Origin of the sequence: Marivibrio halodurans (assembly GCF_017963645.1) — a bacterium.
Classification (GTDB): domain Bacteria; phylum Pseudomonadota; class Alphaproteobacteria; order UBA8366; family Aestuariispiraceae; genus Marivibrio; species Marivibrio halodurans.
On sequence record NZ_JAGMWN010000007.1, the window covers coordinates 11,114 to 28,822 of the forward strand.

Consider the following 17,709-nt stretch of genomic DNA (forward strand, 5'->3'; position numbering starts at 1 on the left):
TCGCGCTGACGCCGGTGGAGGCCGCGCGGGTCTCGGCCCTGCTCGCCAACTTGGGGAGGGTGCCGCGATGATCCCGGGCGAGATCATTCCCGCGGACGGCGAGATCGTGCTGAACGAGGGGCGGGAGACCGTGACCCTCACCGTCGCCAATACCGGCGACCGGCCGGTGCAGGTGGGCTCCCACTATCATTTCGCGGAGACCAACGCGGCGCTCGATTTCGACCGGGGGGCGGCGCGCGGCATGCGCCTCGACATCCCCGCCGGCAGCGCGGTGCGCTTCGAGCCGGGGCAGAGCCGGGAGGTCACCCTCGTCGCCTATGCCGGGCGGCGGCATGTCTACGGCTTCAACCAGGCGGTCATGGGAGGGCTCGACTGATGGCTTATTCGCTGTCCCGCGCGGCCTATGCCGATATCTACGGTCCCACCACGGGCGACAAGGTCCGGCTGGCCGACACGGAGCTTTTCATCGAGGTGGAGAAGGATTTCACCACCTATGGCGACGAGGTGAAGTTCGGCGGCGGCAAGGTGATCCGCGACGGCATGGGCCAGTCCCAGGCGACGCGCGCGGAGGGGGCGGTCGATACCGTCGTCACCAATGCGCTGATCGTCGATCACACCGGCATCTACAAGGCCGATGTGGGGTTGCGCGACGGCCGGATCTGCGCCATCGGCAAGGCCGGCAATCCGGACACGCAAGGGGGCACCCAGGGCGGCATCGATATCGTGATCGGACCGGGGACGGAGGCGATCGCGGGCGAGGGCAGGATCCTGACCGCCGGGGGCATGGACGCGCATATCCATTTCATCTGCCCGCAGCAGATCGAGGAAGCGTTGATGTCCGGCGTCACCACCATGCTGGGCGGCGGCACGGGACCAGCCACCGGGACGAACGCCACGACCTGCACGCCGGGTCCCTGGCATATCGGGCGGATGCTGCAGGCGGCGGACGCCTTCCCCATGAATCTCGCCTTCGCGGGCAAGGGCAACGCGGCGACCCCGGCGGCGCTGGAGGAACAGATCGCCGCCGGGGCCTGCGCCCTCAAGCTGCACGAGGACTGGGGCACGACCCCGGCCACCATCGACAATTGCCTCGCCGTCGCGGACGCGATGGACGTGCAGGTGATGATCCACACCGACACGCTCAACGAATCCGGTTTCGTGGAAACCACGCTGGCCGCGCTGAAGGGGCGGACGATCCACGCCTATCACACGGAAGGCGCCGGTGGCGGTCACGCGCCGGACATCATCAAGGCGTGCGGGGAGGCGAACATCATCCCGTCCTCCACCAACCCGACCCGGCCCTATACGGTCAACACGATCGACGAGCATCTGGACATGCTGATGGTGTGTCATCACCTCGACCCGTCGATCCCGGAGGATGTCGCCTTCGCAGAGAGCCGCATCCGGCGCGAGACCATCGCGGCGGAGGATATCCTGCACGACATGGGGGCTTTCTCCATCATCGCCTCCGACAGCCAGGCGATGGGGCGCGTCGGCGAGGTGCTGATCCGCACCTGGCAGACCGCGCACAAGATGAAGGTGCAGCGCGGGCGCCTGGCGGAGGAAAGCGGTGACAACGACAATTTCCGCGTCCGGCGCTATATCGCGAAATACACGATCAACCCCGCCATCGCGCACGGGCTCGCCGGCGAGATCGGCTCGATCGAGGTGGGCAAGCGCGCGGATCTCGTCCTGTGGAACCCGGCCATGTTCGGGGTGAAGCCGGACATGGTGCTGATCGGCGGCACCATCGCGGCGGCCGCGATGGGCGATCCCAACGCCTCCATCCCGACACCGCAGCCGGTGCATTACCGCCCGATGTTCGGGGCCTATGGCGGCGCGCTCCAAGCCTCGGGGGTCACTTTCGTCTCGCGGGCGGCGGCGGCCTCCGGCGTGGCCGAGGCGCTGGGTCTGCGCAAGCCGCTCCACGCGGTCGCCAACACGCGCGGCGGTATCGGCAAGGCATCGATGATGCTGAACGACGCCCTGCCCAGGATCGAGGTCGATCCTGAAACCTACGAGGTGCGCGCGGATGGCGAGTTGCTCACCTGCGAGCCGGCGGCGGAATTGCCGCTCGCCCAGCGCTATTTCCTCTTCTGATGGCGAGCGCGCGGCGTGTCATAAGGGCGGGCGACTGGTCGGGGCCGGCGGCGGACACGGTGCTGCTCGACTATGAGGGGCGCCAGCGTCGCCGCATCGCGCTGACCGGGATCGGGGGAACGGCGTTCCTGCTCAATCTCGAACGGGTCATGGGATTGCGGGACGGTGACGCCCTGGAATTGGATGACGGCCGGTTGATCGCGGTGAAGGCGGCGCCGGAGCCGCTCCACGCCGTCCATGCCGGCGACGCGCATGATTTGGTCCGGATCGCCTGGCATCTGGGCAACCGGCATTTGCCGACGGCGATCGAGGGGCGGCGGCTCCTGATCCGGCGCGACCATGTCATCGTCGACATGCTGCGCAAGCTGGGCGCGCGGGTGGCGGAGGTGACGGAGCCCTTCCGGCCGGAAGGCGGGGCCTATGGAACCGGCACGCCGCTCGCCCATGATCACGCGCCCGCGCCGGGCGGCCACCCCCCCGGCCATGGCCACGGGCATGGGCACGGGCACGGCCATGGATGACGCGGCGCTCTATAAGGTGAGCGTCTGGCTCTCGCCCGCCTTTCCGGTCGGCGGCTATACCTATTCCCACGGTCTGGAATGGGCGATCGAGGCGGGGGAGGTGCGCGACGCGGAGAGCCTTCGGGACTGGCTGGAAACCTGCCTCGCCCACGGCGCGGGGCGAAGCGACGCGATCCTGCTCGCCGCCGCGTGGCGTGCCGCGTGCGCGGACGACCGCGCGGCGCTGGCGACGGTGGAGGAACTGGCCGCCGCGCTTTCACCCTCGCGTGAGCGCGCGCTGGAGACGCACCAGCAGGGCCAGGCCTTCGCCCGCACCGCCGCCGCCGTCTGGCCGGAGGCCGCGCTGGACGGTGCCACGCTCCGCTATCCGGTGGCGGTGGGGTGGACGGCGGGACGGCACCAGGTTCCGCTGCGCGCGACGCTCATTTGCTTCCTGCAGGCCTTCGCGGCGAATATCGTGTCGGCGGGGGTCCGGGCCATCCCGCTCGGCCAGACGGACGGGCAGCGGGTGACCGCCGCCCTGGCCGAATGCGCCGTCGCCATCGCGGGCGAGGCGGAGACCGCGCCGCTCGACGAGATCGGCGGCGCGGCGCTTCGCATCGATCTCGCCTCCCTCCACCACGAAACCCAGTATTCGAGGTTATTCCGCTCATGACATCCCCGAACGGTCCCCTGCGCGTCGGTATCGGCGGTCCCGTCGGCTCCGGCAAGACGGCGCTCACCGATGCGCTCTGCCGGCGGTTTCGCGACCGCCGGTCGATCGCCGTCATCACCAACGATATCTACACCCGCGAGGACGCGGAATTCCTGACCCGCGCCGGCGCGTTGCCGGCCGAGCGTATCATGGGGGTGGAGACGGGAGGCTGTCCCCATACCGCGATCCGGGAGGATGCCTCGATCAATCTGGCGGCGGTCGAGCAGATGGTGGACCACTTCCCGGACCTGGAACTGATCCTGATCGAATCCGGCGGCGACAATCTGGCCGCGACATTCAGCCCGGAACTGGCGGATATCACGATCTATGTGATCGATGTCTGCGCGGGGGATAAGATTCCCCGGAAGGGTGGGCCGGGTATCACGCGCTCCGACCTGCTGGTCATCAACAAGATCGAACTGGCGCCCTCGGTCGGTGCCTCGCTGGCGGTGATGGACCGCGATTCCCGCAAGATGCGCGGCGAGCGCCCCTTCCAGTTCACCAATGTGCGCACCGGCGACGGCGTCGACAGTGTTGTTGCCTGGATCGAGCATCTGGGCTGGAACGCGCCCATGCCGGCGCGCGCGGCGTCGCCCGACGCCCCCGACGCGTCCGCCGCCCAGGCGTCCTGATGCGTGCTATGCCGCGCGGGAGACGGTATCCAACATGTTCCCGGCCGAGGTCACATCGACGTCGTAAGGTGTCTCCTCGACCGTGAGGCTTTCCAGCACCCGGTCGCGCACCACCATGCTGTAGCGGTTCGAGCGCCGCGCGAGTCCGATGCCGCCCAGATCGACGGCGAGCCCGCAGGTCTCCGCGAAGTCGGCGTTATTGTCGGTCAGCATCGCGATCCGGTCGTGATTGATGCCGAGTTCATTCGCCCAGGCGGCCATGACGAAGGGATCGGCCGCGCACAGGCAGACGATCCGATCGACATCGCCATGCTCCTGGAACGCCTCGACCAGGGGAATGTATTCCGGCAGATGGCTCACCCCGCAGACGGGCGTGAAGGCGCCGACGACACCGATGACCAGAACCTTGCGTCCGGCGAATAGTTCTTGCGCGTCGGTCCGCGTGACCTCTCCGTCGACGAAACGGAAGAAGGTCGCGTCCGGGATCGTTTGTCCGACCTTGATCATGGTTCCACATCCCATGTTGTTTCACGCCGAGATTCGGCGTGGCGTTCATACAGGCCCTTCCCTAATGAAGTGTGAAGATAGAGCGCGAACCGCGTCGATCGAGCTTGCCTGCATGCCGCCCGCGCGCCACGTTAACGCCATCACGCGGATCGAAGGGGAGAGGTACCGTGTCCACGCATCGTTCGTTCTCGCGGCGCGCCGGTCGTGCTTGCATCGCGCCGTTATTGGCAATGTTCCTACTCGGCCCGGCCGAGGCGCCGGCCCAATCCTTCCTCGACAAGGCCAATGACGCGTTGAAGAGTCTCGGCGGCTCGAACGCACTCGATTCCATAACGGGCGGGAAAAGCGGGTCCGGATCGTCCACCGGCGCGGCCGCCGGGCTCAGCGAGGGCACGGTCGCCGACGGGCTTCGCGAGGCGCTGGCCGTCGGCACGGAACGGGTGATCGGTCAGCTCGGCGCGACGGGCGGTTTCCTCGACGATCCGACGGTTCATATTCCGCTGCCCGACGATTTGAAGCGCGCGCGGGATCTTCTCGACGCGGCCGGGCTCGGCGGCTACGGCGACGAGGTGGAGGAGCGCCTCAACCGCGGGGCCGAGGAGGCGATGCCGGAGGCCGGCGAGATCCTCGGCGGATCGATCCGGCAGATGACGCTTGCGGACGCCAAATCCATCCTGAACGGGCCGGAGGATGCCGCGACCCAATTCTTCCGCCGCACAGCCGGGCCGGAAATCGAGGATCGTCTGCGCCCGGTCATCGAATCCTCCCTGTCGGAGGTCGGGGCGCTCAGCGCGCTCGATTCGATGATCTCGAAATACAAGACCTTGCCCTTCGTGCCGGACGTGAAGGGGGATTTGATCACCCATGCGACGGACGAGGCGATGAATGGCCTCTTCCACTATCTGGCGGAGGAGGAGGCGGCGATCCGCGCCAATCCGGCGGAACGGACGACCGACCTTCTGAAGACCGTCTTCGGATCGTAGAAGGAGGAGGCATGACGGCAGGCGACGACCCGCTGATCGAGTTGCAGATGCAACTCGCCCATCAGGAACGAACGATCGACGATCTGTCCGACGTGGTCGCCGCCCAGGCGCGGGAAATCGAGCGTCTGACCGGCCGCGTCGCGATCGCGGAACGCGCGCTCGCCGATATGGTGGAGGCGCTCGACCGGGCCGGCGCGCCGCTCCACCAGAAGCCACCGCATTATTGATCCGGGCCGAATTTCTTCGCCACCGGGGCAGCGGCCAAAGGACGCGCCTTGTCGTTGTCAGCGGCCGTGACAGGGCGGGGCGGGCGCGTTACATCAGCGGCCCATGGAATCGATCCGCCCCCTGATCCCGCTCGCCGTCGCCACCTGCCTCGCGATCGTCGCGTTGGGCATCGTCATGCCGGTATTGCCCTTCTATGTGACGGATCTGGGGGGTGGGAAGGATCTGGCGCCGCTGATCTTCTCCACCTTCTCGGCCGCGGCCCTGGTCGCGGCGCCCTTCTGGGGTCGGCTCAGCGACCGGATCGGTCGTCGTCCGGTCCTGCTGGTGGCGATCGCGGCGACGGTGATCGCCTATCTCTGGCTCGCCGCCGCGCATGAGATTTGGGAATTATTCGCCAGCCGCGCCTTCGCCGGCGCCACCGCCGGGTGGATGGCGGCGAGCCAGGCCTATGTCGCCGATGTGACGGCGGAGGAGGATCGCGCCAAGGGCATGGGGCTGCTGGGCGCGGCCTTCGGGATCGGCTTCACCATCGGGCCGGGTATCGGCGGGGTGTCGGTCGGGCAGGGGGACGCGGCCTCCGGCTATGTGCTGCCGGCCCTGCTGGCGGCCGGGTTCGCGGCGGCGTCCTTGCTGGTTACCTTCGTGTTCGTGAAGGAGCCGGACCGCCTGCGCGAAAGCGCGGGCGCGCGGATGAATCCGGCCGTCCTGCGCGAGCCCATGGTGGCCCGCCTGCTGCTGCTCTATTTCCTGGTGGCGCTGGTCTTCACCGCGCTGGAGGGGGTATTCGCGGTCTGGGGCGCGGCGCAGTTCGATCTCGATGCGCGGGACGTCTCCTATTACCTCGTCTTCGCGGGCGTCATCACCGTCATCATCCAGGGCGGGTTGGTCGGCCGGCTCTCCAAGCGTTTCGGGGAGGCGCGGATCGCGCTGGCCGCCGGGGTCGTGCTGCTCGCCGCCAGCCTCGTGTTGATCCTGGTTACCTCGCCGCTTCAGATCTATCTGCCGATGGCGCTGCTGGCGATCGGCATGGGGCTCAACAATCCCGCCTGCCAGTCGCTGTTGAGCCGCTTCGCGCCAAAACACCTCAAGGGCAGTGTCCTCGGCTCCGCGCAGAGCGCGCAGAGCCTCGCCCGCATCATGGGGCCGGCCTGGGCGGCCTGGGCCTTCGGCGCCCTGGGTCCGGAAACGCCTTTCATGATCGGTGCCGTCGTGATGCTGGCCGCGATCGCCGTGGCCGTCACCGTGGTGCGCCGCGTACCGGCGCCCATGCCTCTCAGATCCGCGGGTTGAGGATCGGTCCCCTCGGATTACCTCCATGTACGAAGAATCGCGGGGGAAGTGGAGGGGGGAGGTTTCATCATGGCCGAGCGGCAATTCGCATCGCGGCACCGAGGCCCCCTTGCACGCCCGTGACGGCGCGCCGATATAGCGTCGCGTTCGGCGCTCCGCCTTGTTCCCTTCCGCCGTTATCCGACTATAGGGTCACCGTTCCATGACCGTCCTGTTGATCGCCCTCGGCCTCGTATGCCTCGTCGTCGGGGGGGAGGGATTGGTTCGGGGTTCCGTTGCCGTCGCGCGTGGATTGGGGGTGTCGCCGCTCCTGATCGGGTTGACGCTTGTCGGGTTCGGCACCTCGACGCCGGAGTTGATGACCAGTCTCGCCGCCGCCTTCGCCAATTCGCCCGGGCTCGCCATCGGCAATGTGGTCGGCAGCAATATCGCCAATATCCTGCTGATCCTGGGGGTGACGGCCGTGATCGTGCCGGTGGCCACGGTTCGCGCGGCGCTCTGGCGCGACGGCACGGCGTTGGGCATCGCGACGACCGCCTGCCTGGCGGTGGTGCTGGCCGGGACGGCGGGGCGGGTCGCGGGGGCGCTGCTGGTGACGCTTCTCGGACTCTATCTGCTCTACACCATTCGAAGGGAGCGCCGGGTCCCCGACGCGGCCGCCGAACTGCACGGCGCGGAGGCGACGATGGCGGAGCCCGGCCCCCGTTCCCCCTGGCTCGCGGTCGCGATGACGGTGGGGGGGCTCTGCCTCACGATGCTGGGGGCGCACCTGTTGGTGAGGGGCGCGATCGATCTGGCCGCCGCCGCGGGCCTGTCGGAGACGCTGATCGGCCTTACCATCGTCGCGGTCGGCACCTCGCTTCCCGAATTGACGGCCAGCGTCGTGGCGGCGTGCCGGCGTCAGACGGACCTCGCTTTCGGCAACATCATCGGCAGCAATCTATTCAATATCCTGGGTATTCTGGGGATCACGGCGCTTGTCCGGCCGATCCCGGTGCCGCCGGAGATCGTGACCCTCGACATCTGGGTGATGCTGGGCGCGACGGCGGCGATGTTGGTCTTCGCGACCACCGGCGCGCGGTTGGTCCGGCTGGAGGGGGCGGCCCTGGTGGCGGCCTATGGTGGTTATATCGCCTGGCTGGCGGCGGGCGCGATATGATCACCGATTGACGGGCGGCGGTGTCAGACGCGGAAAATCCGCTCCGAAACGGCGCGGCGCTCCTCCCAGCCGGCTTCCTCCAACTCCGGTGTCGGCTGCACGCGCTCCGGATAACCCAGGCACAGATAGCCGACGAGGCGCCAGTCCTCCGCCGCCCGCGCGGCCTGGGCGACCACGTCCGGCTCCAGGATCGAGACCCAGCCGAGGCCGACGCCGTGCGCGCGCGCGGCGAGCCAAAGCGTCTGGATCGCGGCCACGACGGAATAGCGCACCGTCTCCGGCATGGTCCGGCGGCCGAGACCGGCGCCCTGTTCCGGCGTGTCCTCGGCGAAAACGGCGAGATGAACCGGCGCCACCTCCAGGCCGGAAAGCTTGAGGGAGGCATAGAGCTTCGCCTTCTCCCCCTCATAGCCGGCGAGGGCCGCGTCGTTGCAGCGCCTGAAGCTCGCGCGGACGCGGTCGCGCGACGCCTCGCTCTCCACCAGGACGAAGCGCCAGGGCTCGCTCAACCCCACCGACGGCGCGCGGCAGGCGAGCGTCAGGAGATGCATCACCAGATCGTCCGGCAGCGGGGCCGGGCGGAACCGCCGCACGTCTCGGCGCCAGGCCAGAAGGTCCGCGAAACGCTTGCGGAAGGCATCGTCGAAATCGGGAGCGGCGTCGCCTTCGTTCGCGCTGTCCTTCGCCGTCATGATCCTTCCATCCCGTCGAGTCGGAGGAAATGGAGCACCGCCGCGCCATAGCGGCGGCTGTCCTCGACCATGAACCCGTCCGGCGCGGAAAAGGGCGTCTTCGGATGCAATTGCACGACGGCAAGCGCATCGGGCTTCAGCCAGCCCATTGCCCGCGCGCTCGCCAGCGCATCCTCCGCGACCGTCTCATGATAGGGCGGGTCGAGAAACAGCATGTCCGCCGCTTCCGGTGCTTGAGGCAGGCGCGTCGCATCGGCCTTCACGATACGGGCCGGGGCGCCGATCCGCAGGCGGCGGATATTGCCTTCCAGCGCGCGCAGGGCGGCGGGCTCCCGCTCCACCAGCAGGGCGCGGGCGGCACCCCGGCTCAACGCCTCCAATCCGACGGCCCCGGTGCCGGCGAAGAGGTCGGCCACCGTGCCGCCGCGCAGGATCGCGCGATGGGGGCCGTGCTCCAACCGATTAAACAGCGCCTCGCGCGCGCGTTCGGAGGTCGGGCGCGTTCCCATGCCCGGCGGCGCGTCGAGGCGTTGATTGCGATAGGTGCCGGCGATGATCCGCATGGGGCTTAGCGCGGCTTGCGTCCCGTCGGCCGCTTGGAGAAGCCCTTCCGTCCGCCCGGGCGGACGGGCTTCGGCTTGGCCTTGGCGGTGCCGCCCTTGCCGGGGATCAGCTTCTTCACCTCTCCCAACTGCTCGCGCAGGATGCGGGGGCTCACCTCCTCCACATCGCCGGCGGGCAGACGGCCGAGCTGGAACGGCCCGTAGGCGACACGGATCAGCCGGTTCACCGGATAGCCCAGATGCTCCATCACCCGGCGGACCTCCCGGTTCTTGCCTTCCTGCAGGGAGATGGAGAGCCAGGCGTTCGAGCTTTGCTGCGATTCCAGTTCCGCCCGGATCGGGCCGTAGCGCACGCCGTCCACCGTCACCCCGTCGGCGAGCGCGGCGAGCCTTTCCGTATCGATCGCGCGGCCCTGGATGCGCACCCGGTAGCGCCGGGTCCAGCCGGTGGAGGGTAGTTCAAGGCGCCGCGCCAACTCCCCGTCATTGGTGAGCAACAGCAGCCCTTCCGAATTGATGTCGAGACGCCCGATGCTGATGACGCGCGGCAAGCGCTCCGGCAGGTTGTCGAAGACAGTGGCGCGACCCTTCTCGTCCCGGGCGGTGGTGACGAGGCCGCGCGGCTTGTGATAGCGCCAGAGCCGCGCCGGTTCCCGCGCGGGCAGGGGCTTGCCGTCGACCACCACCTCATCGGCCGGGCCGACGGTGCGCGCGGGGGTCTCGATCCGCTCGCCGTTGACGGTGACGCGGCCGGCCTCGATCCAGCGTTCCGCCTCCCGCCTGGAACACAGCCCGGCGCGCGCCATCGCCTTGGCGATGCGCTCGCCCTCGCCCGGGGCGGAGGCGTTCGGGCTTCCGGCGGCCTCGGTTTGGTCGCGCTCTGTCTCGTCGCGCTCTGTCTCGTCGGATGGGGGCTGGGTCATGGATCAAACGCTTTGCGTCGCGGGGCCTCGCGCCCGACAATGGTCGACGCCGCGCAAGATAGGGGAGCGTGGCCGCCGCGACCAACCCTTTTCTCGGATGCGCGTCGCGAAGGGCGCGGCCGCCGATGGAGAAGCCGGAACCGCCGATGGATCAGGACGCCGCCATGGATCGCGCCTTCGCGGAAGCCGAGGCCGCCGCCGCGCGCGGCGAGGTGCCGGTCGGCGCCGTCGTCGTCGAGGTTGGGACCGGCGCCATCCTCGCCGCCGCCGGCAATCGGACCGAGGCCGACCGCGACCCGAGCGCGCATGCCGAAGTCCTGGCGATTCGCCGGGCCTGCGCCGCGCGGGGAGAGCCGCGCCTGCCGGATTGCGATCTCTATGTCACGCTGGAGCCTTGCGCGATGTGCGCGGGCGCGATCTCCTTCGCGCGGATCCGGCGGCTCGTCTTCGCGGCCTATGACCCCAAGGGCGGCGGGGTCGAGCACGGCGCGCGCTTCTTCGAGCGTGCGACCTGTCACCACGCGCCGGAGGTCGTGGGCGGTGTTCGCGAACGTCGCGCGGCGGACTTGCTCAAACACTTCTTCGCCGCCCGTCGAGACCCGCATCGCGACGCGGAATGATCGATCGTCCCGAGGTGGGCAGAAGAGGAGACACGGCGGTTGAGAGGTCGGTCCTGCGGCTCCCGCTTGAGGGTGGGGAGGGTCAGCGAGAGCCGCAGGACGCCTCACGCCGGATCCGAGGACCCGGGTGAATGCTGGCGGGAAAGAACGGGATTGATCACGTCCCCCCACCGTAATCACACTTAAGTATATTAGATGCACGCGCATTCCAAAAGAAGGGAATCACGTACCGAGGGGTTGGACTCGAAAAAACTTGCCCTAGAGTATGGCACGTTCATTCTGAACCGCCCGGGATCGGTTGTCCGGGCTTCCGGCCAGGAGAGGTCGGGCGGGCGATGTGGGGCCTCGTCGCGGGACGGCGCGGGCGGCGTCGCTCCGCTTTCCGAATGTTCCGCATCGCCGCGCGCGTCGCTCCTTGCCGGAACCGGAAACGGCGTCCCGGGCGGTTAAAAAATAGCGCGCCACATTCTAACGTCTGGACCTGCCGGCCGATCGTGGCACGATGGCGCGGAGAGACGGTACTTTCGAAGGGGGGAGGCCCCCCGCGCGAGGAGGAGACGACATCATGGCGCTGACGCGGCGACATTTCCTTCAGGTAGGCGCCTGCGGGGTGGGGGCGGGCTGCCTCGGTGGATGTGTCGGCACCAACCGCGCCACGGGTGACACGAGCTTCACAGGACTGATGTCGATCGAGGACGACATCGCCATGGGGCGCGAGCAACACCCGAAGCTGGTGAAGGAGTTCGGTGGCGAGTACGAGAACGCCAAACTGCAGAGCTATGTCGAGCGGCTTGGCAACAAGGCGGCCGAATACGCGGAATATCAGGAGTTTCCGTACAAGTTCACCATCGTCAATTCGCCGATCATCAACGCCTTCGCGCTGCCGGGCGGATTCGTCTATGTCTCGCGCGGGCTGCTCAGCTACGCCTCCAACGAGGCGGAGTTGATGGGCGTTATCAGTCACGAGATCGGGCATGTGAACGCGCGGCACACGGCGGAGCGTGTCGGCTCCACGCAACTGGCGCAGGGGCTCTTGCTTCTCGGCACCGTCGCGACGGGGTCGAGCGCCGTCGCCGATGTCGGGAGCAGCGTCGCGGGTCTCGTCCTGCAAAGTTTCTCGCGCGAGCAGGAATTCGAGGCGGACAGCCTCGGCATACGCTATATGAGCCGGGCCGGCTACGACCCGGATATGATGTCCACTTTTCTCTCGACCCTGCGGGAATACAGCCAGGTTCAGGCCAAGATCAACGGCAAGGACCCGAGCAGCGTGGACGAGACCAACCTGATGGCCACCCACCCGCGCACGGTCGAGCGCGTGCAGCGCGCCAAGGATCAGGCGGTAGGTACCGCGCCGAACGCGACCCTGGTCAATCGGGAACAGTTCCTGGGCCAGATCGACGGCATGCTCTATGGCGACGATCCATCGCAAGGCGTGATCGACGGCCAGACCTTCACCCATCCCGATCTGCGCTTCCGCTTCACCGTGCCGGAAGGTTTCACGATGCTGAACAGCCCGGAGCAGGTCGTCGCCTTCAACGAGGATCGCACCGTCTCCATCGTCTTCGACGGGGTAACGGTCCCGGAGGGGCGGAACATGGCGACCTATCTACAACGGGATTGGTCGGGCGATGTCACCCTGCGGGATCTGGAGCCGATCGACGTGAACGGCATGCCGGGGGCGACGGGCTGGGCGCGCCTCAACGGTCAGCAGGGACAGGCGGATGTTCGCGGTGTCGCGATCCGCCACGGTGGCGATCAGGTCTATCGCTTCCGTTTCGTCACGCAGCCCCAGCAGACCGACGCCTTCAGCGAGCGGCTGCGCCAGACCACCTATTCCTTCGCCAGGATCTCGGCCGAGACGGCGAACGCGATCAAACCGCACCGTTTGCTCGTCGTGCCCGTGCAGTCCGGTGATACGGTCGCGGGGCTGTCGAAACATATGCCGCACGGCCGCTATAACGAGGAAATGTTCCGCGTGCTCAATGATCTGGTGGACGGGCGTCCCTTGCATGCCGGTCAGTACGTCAAGACCATCGTCCTTTAGCGGGGCGAGCCCCGGGGCCATGATGCAGGAAGGGTGACCCATGTCCGAGCGCGGGGAAGAGCGCCGCCGGGCCGATCCGGTACTCGCCGCCCGGTCTCCCTCCGCGGCGCGACGGTTGATCCGCGAAGGCATGATCGACGGACCGACCCAGGCGCTGGCCGCGGGTCATCTTCAGGCCGCGCTGGTGGTGGTTCCGGAGGCCGATGCCCTGGCTTTCGCCCGGCTATGCGCGCTCAATCCCCGGGCTTTTCCGCTTCTGGCCATGTCCGCGCCGGGGGACCGGGCGCTGCCGACGCTCGCCGGCGGGCTTGATCTAGCCCGTGATCTACCGGGCTATCGCGTCATTCGTGACGGTGTCGCGGAGGAGGGGGAGCGGGCGGATGTCTCGGATCTTTGGCGCGCCGATCTCGTCGCCTTCGCGCTCGGCACCGGGCAGGGAATGGAGGCGGCGCTGATGGCCGCTGATCTGGAAGTGCGGGAGGTCAGCGAGGCGCATTCCCCACCGCTTTATGAGAGCAATATACCTTTGATCGCGAGCGGTGCCTTCGCCGGCCGGCTCTGGGTGACGATGCGCCCCTTCAGCGCCGGGGACGCGATCCGCGCGATCGAGATCGCGGCGCGCTATCCGCTCGCCCATGGGGCGCCGGTGCATTTCGGCGATCCCGGGGCGATCGGCATCGACCGGCTGTCCCGGCCGGACGGCGGCGTTCCCTCGCGAATGCGCGAGGGGGAGGTGCCGCTCTTCTGGCCCTCGACCCATTCGGCGGCGACGGCGATTCGGGCCGCGCGGCCCGGCCTTGCCCTTCTAAACGCGCCGGGCAAGCGGTTGATCACCGACTTGCCGATCGATCGGGCGTGGGACCGGTAGAACGACCCCACGCCCGACGCCCCTCCCTGTCAATGCGCGATCAGCACCGGCACCGTCATATGGCGCAGGATGCCCCGGGTCGTTCCGCCGAGGACGGTCTCGCGCAGTCGCGAATGGCCGTAGGCGCCCATCACGATAAGGTCCGCGCCGTTGTCGCTGACCCAGTTGAGAATCGTGTCGGCCGGGTCGACCTCGGTGCTCACCCGTTCTATCCGGCAGGCGACGCCATGCTCGGCCAGCCAGCGCGCGATATCGGCGCCGGGCAGGTCATCCCACTTGCTGGCGTTGATGCAGAGGATGGTGACCTGTTCCGCCTGTTGAAGCAGCGGCAGGGCATCCATCACCGCGCGCGCCGCCTCCCGCCCGTTGCGCCAGGCGACCAGAATATTCTTCCCGGTCGTCTTCGGCGCGCCGATATAGGGAACGGCCAGGATCGGCCGGCCCGCCATCATGACCAGATCGTCGGGCAGGGCCTCGATATGGGCCGGATCGCGGTCCGGTTCCGATTGGCCAAGGACGATCAGGTCGGTGCAGCGCGCGGCCTCGGCCAGCGCGTGGGCGGGGTCGCCCTCCACCTCCTGCCATTCGCAGCGGTCGGCGCGCCCGGCCTTGCGGCAGCTTTCCTCGAAGATGATGCGGGCCTTGTCCATGGCGGCGCGAACTTCCGCCCGGATGGCGTCATAGACGGCCGCCGGAACCTGCACGCCGACGGCGCTGGGCAGGGTCGGAATACTTTCCACCGCGCAGCCGATGACGTGGGCGTCGTGACCGTCGGCAAGGCGCAGTGCCGTATCCAACGCGCGTTCGGCGCGCGCCGACCCGTCGAAGTGAACGAAAAGGCGCTTAAGGGACATGGGGCGGATCTCCTCTCGTCGGTCGCGCGCATCCGGATGGATGCGTGTTCATTCGTGCAAGGCTAGGCCTTTCCGCGTGGTCGCCGCCTTGACCTGCGTCAAATTCCGGTGTCGCTGGCCCGATCCTCCGAAGCCTGATAGGAGAGGCGGCGATCCGCCCCCCTCCAATCACCGAGCAACAGGTGAGCGTCCATGACCGTTCTTCTCATCAGCCGTTCCGACAGCGCCGCGACATGGGCCGCCGAATTGCGCCGGCAGGCTCCCGACATGCCCCTCAAGGTTTGGCCGGACGATATCGATGGACTCGATCCGGCGTCCGTCACCTATGTCATCGCGGCCAAGCCGCCGCCCGGGGAGATCGCCCGCTATCCCAACGTCAAGGCGGTGCTCTCGCTCTGGGCCGGGGTGGATCACATCACGGCCGATCCCGATTTCCCGGCGCATCTGCCGATCGCGCGCATGGTGGAAAGCGGTCTTACCAATGGCATGCGGGAATTCGTGATGGCGCAGGCGCTGGCCGCGCATCTGAAATTGCCGGATTACCTGAATCAGCAACGCCAACAGCTCTGGAGGCCGGAAATCCGCGGACCCCACGGAACCGAACCGTTGGTCGAGGAGGTCACCGTCGGCATCCTCGGCCTCGGTGTGATGGGGGAGGCATGTGCCCGCGCGCTAGCCGATTTCGGCTTTCCCGTGGTCGGCTGGGCGCGCTCACCCAAGGACATCCCGGGCGTCGAAAGCCTGTGCGGCGACGATGGGCTGGAAACCCTGCTGAGCCGGAGCCGCATCCTGGTCAATCTGCTGCCCCGCACGGACGCGACTGAGGATATCCTGAACGCCGATCTCTTCGCCAAGCTGCCGGAGGGGGCCTACCTCATCAATGTCGGCCGGGGGGAGCATCTGGTCGAAGCCGATCTGCTCCAGGCGCTCGACAGCGGCCAACTCGCCGGCGCCACGCTCGATGTCTTCCGGGAGGAACCCTTGCCCGGCAAGCATCCCTTCTGGACCCATCCCGCGATTACCGTCACCCCGCATATCGCCAGCATCACGCGGGTGCGCACCGGCGTCGGCCGCCTGCGCGCGGCGATCGAGAGCTTCGAGCGGGGCGAGACGCCCGAGGGCGTGGTCGATCCCAAGGCGGGATACTGAGCTTTCCCGCGTGTCGCGGTAGCCCCTGGGCGTCGGCCGTGTAACCCCTAGGCGTTGACCTTAGGCGTTGGCCGCGGCCGGGCCGGGATCGGCGAGCGGACCGTTGATGAGACGGAAGCCGCCCGCCTCCAGCCGTTCGGCGAGCGCCGCGATATGCGCCGGGCCGATCTCGCAGCAACCGCCGACGATCGCCGCGCCGGCCTCCGCCCAGGCGGTGGCGGCCTCGGCATAGTGCGCGGGGGTTACGTCATGGCGCGCGCTCAACACCTCCACCGTCGCGGCGTCGCGCAGCGGGGCGACACTGGTGAAGCCGTTGGCATAGGCACCGAAGGCAATTCCGGATGCGGAGAGCACGGGCATCGCGCCGTCCACCGCCTCCGGCGTGGAGCAATTGACCAATACCGCCCCGGCACCGCCGCGCCGCGCGGCCGCGATTCCATCAGCCAACGCCTCGCCCGAGCGTAGCCGGGCGCCGTCGGCATCGTCGACCGTCATGCCGGTCCAGACCGGCAGACCGCTTTCCCAGGCGGCGAGGCTGGCGGCCTCCGCCTCCGCGGCGCTGGGCAGGGTTTCAGCCAGGAACAGGTCCACATGCGGGGCCTGCAAGGCGACGATGGCGCGGTACTGGGCCAGCGCATCGTCGAAATCGGGGGAAAGGTCGGGTCGGTAGCTCGCGATCAGGGGCGGCAGGCACCCGGCGAGCGAGACGGGCCGCCCGGCACGCCACCGTGCCCGCTTCGCGACCGTAACGGCTTCCACCTGAAGCCGTTCGAAATCGTCGCCGCGCCCGGCCTTGGCCAAGCGGACGGGCGTCGCCGTGTAGCTGCTGAGCGTGATGACGCGCGCGCCCGCCATGATGAAGTCGTAATGGACCTGTTCCACCAACTCCGGCTCGTCCAGAAGCACCTGCGCGGACCAGAGCGGCATCGGCGGCTTGGCGCTGCGCTTGGTCAGTTCCTGGCCCATCCCGCCGTCCAGCAGGATGACATCGCGTATCGTATCGGTCATGGCGTCGGCACTTCCACCCGGATTGTATTTTCCGCTCCATCGCACGGCACGGCCATGTCGGCGTTTCCAATCGCGACGTCTTTTCGGTGATTCGCGCCCTGGGCCGGTATCACGCGGGCGCACGGTCGTTTCGCGAGACTCAGTCCCCGGCGGTAAGGGCCGCGACGTTCGGGTCGTGCCGGATCTCGCGCGCCAGCTTGCGCCGGATCGCCGCCGCGAAATGCCGGAGGGTTCCCGCCCGCATGACGAAGGCGCCGAAGCCGGTGATGACATGGTCGCGATACCAGAGGTCGAGGCGCGATTCCTCGTTCAGGATGGCGAGCCCGTTGACCGTGATATCCAGCCGGTCCGCCATGGCGCGGGCCTGGGGCAGCAGGACGACCCATTCGCGCGCCGGCGTTTCCTTGCCGTCGCCGGAGACGTCGATCACCTTGCGCGTGCCCTCGAAGCCGTTGTCGGCGATGTGCCGGGCGGCGACGGCGATGCCCTTGCCGATGCCGGTGCCGCCGCTGACCCGGCGTGGATAGTCCTCGACCAAGCGCGCGAAAGCTTCCGCGTCCGACGCGTCGCGCAGCTCCATCCAGGGGCCGACATCCTGGGGGCGCGTCGCCTCGGCCCAGACGACGAGGGAGACGGCGATGGCGCCGATCGGGCCGCTGCCGATCGCGGCCACGATCTCCGGCGCGCGGAAGGCCGCCGCGATACCCTGCATCTGCAAGCGGAACTCCCGATTATCGATGGAATAGGAGGCGTCGACCGCCAGCACCAGTTCGAGATCGACCCGCTTCCCCTCGGCCATCGCCGGACCGGCGAGGAGCGTCGGAAGGAGCCCGAGGGCGAGGAGAAGGCGGGCAGGTCGGATCATCCCCCGCAG

At 68.4% G+C, this 17,709-nt stretch carries 19 protein-coding genes and 1 pseudogene; 13 read left to right on the top strand and 7 right to left on the bottom strand.

The features are described 5' to 3' along the window. Positions 1 to 67: 67 nt before the first annotated feature. Genes KAJ83_RS14650 through ureG form a run of 5 tightly spaced genes read left to right on the top strand, consistent with a single transcriptional unit; the run spans position 68 to position 3,947 of the window. Positions 68 to 376, top strand: a complete 309-nt coding sequence (locus KAJ83_RS14650) for an urease subunit beta (protein ID WP_210682850.1) — start codon at positions 68 to 70, stop codon at positions 374 to 376. Continuing rightward, entirely contained in the window at positions 376 to 2,100 is a 1,725-nt protein-coding gene (gene ureC, locus KAJ83_RS14655) for an urease subunit alpha (RefSeq protein ID WP_210682851.1), read from the top strand. Before KAJ83_RS14650 ends, ureC begins: the two co-directional genes overlap by 1 nt. Continuing rightward, entirely contained in the window at positions 2,100 to 2,621 is a 522-nt protein-coding gene (locus KAJ83_RS14660) for an urease accessory protein UreE (RefSeq protein WP_210682852.1), read from the top strand. Before ureC ends, KAJ83_RS14660 begins: the two co-directional genes overlap by 1 nt. Continuing rightward, a complete protein-coding gene (locus tag KAJ83_RS14665) occupies positions 2,596 to 3,276 on the top strand; it encodes an urease accessory protein UreF (RefSeq protein ID WP_246484654.1) in 681 nt (226 codons plus the stop codon). The genes KAJ83_RS14660 and KAJ83_RS14665 overlap by 26 nt, the downstream gene beginning before the upstream one ends. Continuing rightward, positions 3,273 to 3,947, top strand: a complete 675-nt coding sequence (gene ureG / locus KAJ83_RS14670; RefSeq protein WP_210682854.1) for an urease accessory protein UreG — start codon at positions 3,273 to 3,275, stop codon at positions 3,945 to 3,947. The genes KAJ83_RS14665 and ureG overlap by 4 nt, the downstream gene beginning before the upstream one ends. A gap of 6 nt (positions 3,948 to 3,953) precedes the next feature. On the opposite strand, the gene KAJ83_RS14675 is transcribed toward ureG, so the two are convergent. Next, positions 3,954 to 4,454 carry a peroxiredoxin family protein gene (locus KAJ83_RS14675; protein WP_210682855.1) on the bottom strand — a complete coding sequence of 167 codons (501 nt, stop codon included), beginning with the start codon at positions 4,452 to 4,454 and terminating at the stop codon, positions 3,954 to 3,956. A 230-nt stretch (positions 4,455 to 4,684) separates the two neighbouring features. Between KAJ83_RS14675 and KAJ83_RS14680 the strand changes: the two genes are divergently transcribed. From KAJ83_RS14680 to KAJ83_RS14695, 4 genes and pseudogenes are all read left to right on the top strand, one after another. After that, a complete protein-coding gene (locus KAJ83_RS14680) occupies positions 4,685 to 5,437 on the top strand; it encodes a DUF4197 domain-containing protein (RefSeq protein WP_210682856.1) in 753 nt (250 codons plus the stop codon). An 11-nt stretch (positions 5,438 to 5,448) separates the two neighbouring features. Continuing rightward, on the top strand, positions 5,449 to 5,664 hold the full coding sequence (locus KAJ83_RS14685) for a SlyX family protein (RefSeq protein WP_210682857.1): 216 nt from the start codon (positions 5,449 to 5,451) through the stop codon (positions 5,662 to 5,664). 94 nt (positions 5,665 to 5,758) lie between these two features. Then, positions 5,759 to 6,955: pseudogene (locus tag KAJ83_RS14690) on the top strand (MFS transporter); the annotation flags it as partial. Positions 6,956 to 7,157: 202 nt separating this feature from the next. After that, positions 7,158 to 8,114, top strand: a complete 957-nt coding sequence (locus KAJ83_RS14695; RefSeq protein WP_210682859.1) for a calcium/sodium antiporter — start codon at positions 7,158 to 7,160, stop codon at positions 8,112 to 8,114. Positions 8,115 to 8,137: 23 nt separating this feature from the next. On the opposite strand, the gene bluB is transcribed toward KAJ83_RS14695, so the two are convergent. From bluB to KAJ83_RS14710, 3 genes are read right to left on the bottom strand one after another with little or no spacing between them, the layout of a single operon-like run. Next, positions 8,138 to 8,806, bottom strand: a complete 669-nt coding sequence (bluB, locus tag KAJ83_RS14700; protein WP_210682860.1) for a 5,6-dimethylbenzimidazole synthase — start codon at positions 8,804 to 8,806, stop codon at positions 8,138 to 8,140. Continuing rightward, a complete protein-coding gene (gene rsmD / locus KAJ83_RS14705; protein WP_210682861.1) occupies positions 8,803 to 9,369 on the bottom strand; it encodes a 16S rRNA (guanine(966)-N(2))-methyltransferase RsmD in 567 nt (188 codons plus the stop codon). The genes bluB and rsmD overlap by 4 nt, the downstream gene beginning before the upstream one ends. A 5-nt stretch (positions 9,370 to 9,374) precedes the next feature. Then, the gene (locus tag KAJ83_RS14710) at positions 9,375 to 10,292 is read right to left on the bottom strand and encodes a pseudouridine synthase (RefSeq protein ID WP_210682862.1); all 918 of its coding nucleotides are present in this window, start codon (positions 10,290 to 10,292) and stop codon (positions 9,375 to 9,377) included. Positions 10,293 to 10,417: 125 nt separating this feature from the next. Here KAJ83_RS14710 and KAJ83_RS14715 point away from each other — a divergent pair, with 125 nt between their 5' ends. The 3 genes from KAJ83_RS14715 to KAJ83_RS14725 all read left to right on the top strand — a co-directional run bounded on the left by KAJ83_RS14715 (position 10,418) and on the right by KAJ83_RS14725 (position 13,824). Beyond that, positions 10,418 to 10,912 carry a nucleoside deaminase gene (locus KAJ83_RS14715; RefSeq protein ID WP_246484656.1) on the top strand — a complete coding sequence of 165 codons (495 nt, stop codon included), beginning with the start codon at positions 10,418 to 10,420 and terminating at the stop codon, positions 10,910 to 10,912. A gap of 565 nt (positions 10,913 to 11,477) precedes the next feature. Continuing rightward, positions 11,478 to 12,956: a M48 family metalloprotease gene (locus KAJ83_RS14720; protein ID WP_210682863.1), complete on the top strand. Its 1,479-nt coding sequence runs from the start codon at positions 11,478 to 11,480 to the stop codon at positions 12,954 to 12,956. Between the two features lie 40 nt (positions 12,957 to 12,996). Continuing rightward, positions 12,997 to 13,824, top strand: coding sequence for a D-glutamate cyclase family protein (locus KAJ83_RS14725; RefSeq protein ID WP_210682864.1), 828 nt, complete (start codon positions 12,997 to 12,999; stop codon positions 13,822 to 13,824). A gap of 29 nt (positions 13,825 to 13,853) precedes the next feature. Here KAJ83_RS14725 and KAJ83_RS14730 read toward each other — a convergent pair whose 3' ends face one another. After that, positions 13,854 to 14,678 (bottom strand): universal stress protein, encoded by an 825-nt coding sequence (locus KAJ83_RS14730; RefSeq protein WP_210682865.1) that lies wholly within the window; start codon positions 14,676 to 14,678, stop codon positions 13,854 to 13,856. Positions 14,679 to 14,870: 192 nt separating this feature from the next. On the opposite strand from KAJ83_RS14730, the gene KAJ83_RS14735 reads away from it, so the two are divergent. Next, positions 14,871 to 15,827 carry a 2-hydroxyacid dehydrogenase gene (locus KAJ83_RS14735; protein WP_210682866.1) on the top strand — a complete coding sequence of 319 codons (957 nt, stop codon included), beginning with the start codon at positions 14,871 to 14,873 and terminating at the stop codon, positions 15,825 to 15,827. A 60-nt stretch (positions 15,828 to 15,887) separates the two neighbouring features. Here KAJ83_RS14735 and KAJ83_RS14740 read toward each other — a convergent pair whose 3' ends face one another. Together KAJ83_RS14740 and KAJ83_RS14745 are read right to left on the bottom strand one after the other, a co-directional pair. Further along, complete coding sequence (locus KAJ83_RS14740; RefSeq protein ID WP_210682867.1) at positions 15,888 to 16,835, bottom strand: homocysteine S-methyltransferase family protein; 948 nt, start codon at positions 16,833 to 16,835, stop codon at positions 15,888 to 15,890. A 139-nt stretch (positions 16,836 to 16,974) separates the two neighbouring features. Beyond that, positions 16,975 to 17,634, bottom strand: coding sequence for a DUF1194 domain-containing protein (locus tag KAJ83_RS14745; protein WP_210682868.1), 660 nt, complete (start codon positions 17,632 to 17,634; stop codon positions 16,975 to 16,977). Between the last annotated feature and the right edge of the window lie 75 nt (positions 17,635 to 17,709).

Bases quoted from the DNA above. Each gene is read 5' to 3' on its own strand.
- KAJ83_RS14650 (WP_210682850.1), top strand. From the start codon at position 68: ATGATCCCGGGCGAGATCATTCCCGCGGACGGCGAGATCGTGCTGAAC.
- ureC (WP_210682851.1), top strand. From the start codon at position 376: ATGGCTTATTCGCTGTCCCGCGCGGCCTATGCCGATATCTACGGTCCC.
- KAJ83_RS14660 (WP_210682852.1), top strand. From the start codon at position 2,100: ATGGCGAGCGCGCGGCGTGTCATAAGGGCGGGCGACTGGTCGGGGCCG.
- KAJ83_RS14665 (WP_246484654.1), top strand. From the start codon at position 2,596: ATGGGCACGGGCACGGCCATGGATGACGCGGCGCTCTATAAGGTGAGC.
- ureG (WP_210682854.1), top strand. From the start codon at position 3,273: ATGACATCCCCGAACGGTCCCCTGCGCGTCGGTATCGGCGGTCCCGTC.
- KAJ83_RS14675 (WP_210682855.1), bottom strand. From the start codon at position 4,454: ATGATCAAGGTCGGACAAACGATCCCGGACGCGACCTTCTTCCGTTTC.
- KAJ83_RS14680 (WP_210682856.1), top strand. From the start codon at position 4,685: ATGTTCCTACTCGGCCCGGCCGAGGCGCCGGCCCAATCCTTCCTCGAC.
- KAJ83_RS14685 (WP_210682857.1), top strand. From the start codon at position 5,449: ATGACGGCAGGCGACGACCCGCTGATCGAGTTGCAGATGCAACTCGCC.
- KAJ83_RS14695 (WP_210682859.1), top strand. From the start codon at position 7,158: ATGACCGTCCTGTTGATCGCCCTCGGCCTCGTATGCCTCGTCGTCGGG.
- bluB (WP_210682860.1), bottom strand. From the start codon at position 8,806: ATGACGGCGAAGGACAGCGCGAACGAAGGCGACGCCGCTCCCGATTTC.
- rsmD (WP_210682861.1), bottom strand. From the start codon at position 9,369: ATGCGGATCATCGCCGGCACCTATCGCAATCAACGCCTCGACGCGCCG.
- KAJ83_RS14710 (WP_210682862.1), bottom strand. From the start codon at position 10,292: ATGACCCAGCCCCCATCCGACGAGACAGAGCGCGACGAGACAGAGCGC.
- KAJ83_RS14715 (WP_246484656.1), top strand. From the start codon at position 10,418: ATGGAGAAGCCGGAACCGCCGATGGATCAGGACGCCGCCATGGATCGC.
- KAJ83_RS14720 (WP_210682863.1), top strand. From the start codon at position 11,478: ATGGCGCTGACGCGGCGACATTTCCTTCAGGTAGGCGCCTGCGGGGTG.
- KAJ83_RS14725 (WP_210682864.1), top strand. From the start codon at position 12,997: ATGTCCGAGCGCGGGGAAGAGCGCCGCCGGGCCGATCCGGTACTCGCC.
- KAJ83_RS14730 (WP_210682865.1), bottom strand. From the start codon at position 14,678: ATGTCCCTTAAGCGCCTTTTCGTTCACTTCGACGGGTCGGCGCGCGCC.
- KAJ83_RS14735 (WP_210682866.1), top strand. From the start codon at position 14,871: ATGACCGTTCTTCTCATCAGCCGTTCCGACAGCGCCGCGACATGGGCC.
- KAJ83_RS14740 (WP_210682867.1), bottom strand. From the start codon at position 16,835: ATGACCGATACGATACGCGATGTCATCCTGCTGGACGGCGGGATGGGC.
- KAJ83_RS14745 (WP_210682868.1), bottom strand. From the start codon at position 17,634: ATGGCCGAGGGGAAGCGGGTCGATCTCGAACTGGTGCTGGCGGTCGAC.